Here is a 3,591-nt window from a genome sequence, read left to right on the forward strand (position 1 = left end):
GCATGAGCACCATCAGCCCACGCCTGTGTCCGCGCTGCCAGGCCAGGCCGGTGGCCCGCGACAGCGTGAAGTGGTGTTTTGACTGCCACCCGGGTGGGCCTCTCACCCCGCCGCCCTGCCGGCGCTGCGGCACGGCGGAAAACTACTTCAGCGCCGGACTGTGCTTGTGGTGCCATCCGGGCCGGCCCAAGATGGCCAGCTCCTGCCCGGACTGTCTGGCCTGGGGCCAGTACGACCAGTCCGCCGCCATCTGCCTGGCCTGCCGCATGTTCCGCAAGCGCCACCTCGACCGCGGGCCGTGCCGCCTGTGCGGACACACGGCCAATCTGATGCACGAGGTCTGCCGGCTCTGCCGGCGCCAGGCCCGCCTGATCCAGAAGGACAAGCACGGCAACCAACTCGACCTGGAAGGCTCCAACCTCCACGGACAACAGCTGTTCTTCGGCGACAGCGACCGCCGCGTGCGGCTCTCCGTCCCACAGCCGGCCCGCGAGCAGCACCGACGACAACGGCGACCGCGGCCCGACCGCCGCCTCGTCGTGCCCGACCCTGACGGCTTCCGGTGGCCCCAGTACCCGGCCGCCCACCGTCAGGTGCTGCTCTTCGACGTCGGACGCGACTACGAGCGCGCCCGCCAGCAAGGCTTTCCCCGCGACGTGCGGGATCCCGAACTCGCAGCCGCCCTGGAGGCATTCGCCCAGCAGCGTGGCGCACGCCTGGGCTGGACGCACGGACGAGTCTGGAACGTACAGCGGGCTGTGCGGATCCTGTTGGCCATCCAGACCACTCCCGGCGCCGCGATCAGGGCCACCGAAGTGAAGCCGCTGTGGCGCTGCCACCTGCCCGTCAACCACACCCTCAACGTCCTGGCCGAAGCGGGATTCCTCGACGACGACCGCCTGCCCACCCTGGAGACCACGTTCGAGGAGCGCCTCGCCGCCCTGCCGCCCGCCATGCGCGAGGAGATGCGCACCTGGTTCCGGTCGATCCGCCACGGCAGCCGTACGCCCCCGAGGTTCAAGCCCCTGACCGCACCGGCCGTGCGCAGCTACGCGACCATCGCCGTCCGGCTCGTGCGCATCTTGGCCGAGCAGCACGACTCGCTGCGCGAGGTCACCCGACAAGACGTCGAGGACGCCCTGCCCACCGGCACCCCCAGATCCTTCGCGGTGACCGTCGCACGGAACCTGTTCCGGATCCTCAAGGCGCACAACATGGTGTTCCAGGACCCGGCCCGGCACATCCCACGCGGAGCGCAGCGCGGGATGCCCAAGACCGTCGACACTGCTGTCCTCCAGGACCAGCTGGCCGACGACGATCCGGCCCGCGCAGCCCTGGGAGCCCTGGTCGCCTTCCACGCGCTGACCGTCGCGGACATGCGGCACCTGATGCTGACCGACGTCCACGACGGGCGCCTCCACCTGGGCGAGCGCAGCATTCCCTTGGCCCAGCCGGTGCGCGCGCGCTTGGCCGCCTATCTCGAGGAACGCACCCGCCGCTGGCCGAACACCGCCAACCCGCACTTCTTCACCAACTGGACGACCGCCACCGATATCGGGCCGACCAGCAACATCTGGGCGACCAAGGTGCTGGGAATCTCGGCGCAGGCCATCCGCGAGGACCGCATCGTCCACGAACTCCTGGCGACGGGCGACCTGCGGCGCCTGGTCGACCTGTTCGGGCTGACCATCAGCGGCGCGTACCGCTACCTCGCCGCCCTCGACCCACCACAAGTCCACCCGGAAGCCGAATGAGGCCAGGGCGCTGCTCGACGCCACCCCGTCACACATCACAGCAGGTACACGATTCCCTGAATTCAGGAATCCATGTACTCTCGACGTGTGCTGACTCTCGCTCCCGAGGTCGAGGTGCTCGCGCGCTTCGGCCGCGCCCTCGCCGATCCCATCCGCTGCCAGCTTCTGCTCGCCCTGCGCGAGGCCCCGGCCCACCCGTCCGATCTCGCGGACAAACTGGGCATCTCCCGGACCCGGCTCTCCAACCACCTGGCCTGCCTGCGCGACTGCGGCCTGGTCGTCGCCGTCCCGGTCGGCCGCCGCACCCGCTACGAACTCGCCGACGAACGCCTCGGTCACGCACTCGATGACCTGCGCACCGCCGTGGTCGCAGTCGAGGCCGACCGCACCTGCCCGGACACCGCCGAGAAGGGGTGCTGCTGAATGACCTCCATATCCCTCGGCCCCGCCCCGGCCCGCCGCGAGGTCCTGGCCCGCCGGATACGCCTGCTGGTCGCCGCGACCATCACCTACAACGTCATCGAGGCGATCGTCGCCATCACCGCGGGCACCATCGCCTCCTCGACCGCGCTGGTCGGCTTCGGCCTGGACTCGGTCATCGAGGTGTCCTCAGCAGCGGCGGTCGCCTGGCAATTCTCCGCCAGGGAGCACGCGGTGCGTGAAGCGCGGGAGAAGACCACCCTGCGGATCATCGCGGTCTCCTTCTTCGCGCTCGCCACGTACGTCACCGTGGACGCCGTCCGCGCCCTGACTGGGACCAGCGAGGCCGAGCACTCGCTGCCCGGCATCATCCTCGCCGCACTGTCCCTGGCCGTGATGCCGTTCCTGTCCGCCGCCCAGCGCAAAGCCGGCCGCGAGATCGGCTCCGCCTCCGCCATCGCCGACTCCAAACAGACCCTGCTGTGCACCTACCTCTCCGCGGTGGTCCTGGTGGGCCTCCTGGCCAACAGCCTGTTCGGCTGGTCCTGGGCCGACCCGATCGCCGCCCTGGTGATCGCCGTCATCGCCGCCAAGGAAGGCCGCGACGCCTGGCAGGGCAAGGGATGCTGCGCGGCCCCGGCAGCCACGCTCCCCGCCCAGGTGCAGACCGAGACCACCGATGCGTGTGGGTGCCGCCCCGGCTGCGACTGCTGCTGAACGCCAACCGCCCGACGCCGGGCGGAGTGGTCGCCTCCACGCGCGCCGGGCGGCATGCTGACCCCACGAACCCACGGCGAACAGAGGACGGCCATGGCGCAGGACGCGAAGCAGAACGCGCGGACCCGTGAAATCTGGGAACGCGACGCACCGCAATACGACGGCTGGATGCGCCACTACGACCGGCACGTGATCCGAGACGGCCGCAACTGGCTGTGCTCCCAGGCCCACGGCCGGGTCCTGGAAGTCGCCGTCGGCACCGGACTGAACCTCCCCGCCTACCCCAAAGGCACCGACCTGACCGGGGTGGACCTGTCGCCAGCGATGCTGGAGCGCGCCCGCCAGCGGGCCGCCGACGCCGGCGTCGAAGTCACGCTCACCGAGGCGTCCGCCACCGAACTGCCCTTCCCCGACGCCTCCTTCGACACCGTCGTGTGCGCCCTCGCCCTGTGCTGCATCCCCGATGACCACCGCGCGGTCACCGAAATGCACCGGGTCCTCAAGCCAGGCAGCACCCTGCTGATCCTCGACCACGTCATCAGCAGCAACATCGCCGTCCGGATGGGGCAGCGACTCCTCGACCCCCTGCTGGTCAAACGGTTCGGCGACCACCAACTGCGACGCCCCCTGCACCTGGTCCGTCAGGCCGGATTCACCATCACCCGCCGCGACCGCTACAGCCTCGGCATGATCGAGCGCC

Annotated in this window: 4 protein-coding genes; all 4 read left to right on the forward strand. The window is 70.4% G+C overall.

The window, feature by feature from the left end:
* The first annotated feature begins 191 nt into the window (after nt 1-191).
* Complete coding sequence (locus ACZ5CR_RS43450) at nt 192-1,754, forward strand: hypothetical protein (RefSeq protein ID WP_468868702.1); 1,563 nt, start codon at nt 192-194, stop codon at nt 1,752-1,754.
* Between the two features lie 87 nt (nt 1,755-1,841).
* On the forward strand, nt 1,842-2,177 hold the full coding sequence (locus ACZ5CR_RS43455; RefSeq protein WP_468868704.1) for an ArsR/SmtB family transcription factor: 336 nt from the start codon (nt 1,842-1,844) through the stop codon (nt 2,175-2,177).
* A complete protein-coding gene (locus tag ACZ5CR_RS43460; RefSeq protein ID WP_468868710.1) occupies nt 2,178-2,891 on the forward strand; it encodes a cation efflux transmembrane domain-containing protein in 714 nt (237 codons plus the stop codon). It abuts the gene before it with no gap.
* A 93-nt stretch (nt 2,892-2,984) separates the two neighbouring features.
* Nucleotides 2,985-3,591 (forward strand): class I SAM-dependent methyltransferase (locus tag ACZ5CR_RS43465; RefSeq protein WP_468868713.1); only part of this gene is annotated, 607 nt, incomplete at its 3' end.

Source organism: Streptomyces sp. NPDC031274 (genome assembly GCF_055570235.1).

Excerpts from the sequence above, each read along its gene's own strand:
- ACZ5CR_RS43450 (WP_468868702.1), top strand. The coding sequence starts at position 192 with ATGGCCAGCTCCTGCCCGGACTGTCTGGCCTGGGGCCAGTACGACCAG.
- ACZ5CR_RS43460 (WP_468868710.1), top strand. The coding sequence starts at position 2,178 with ATGACCTCCATATCCCTCGGCCCCGCCCCGGCCCGCCGCGAGGTCCTG.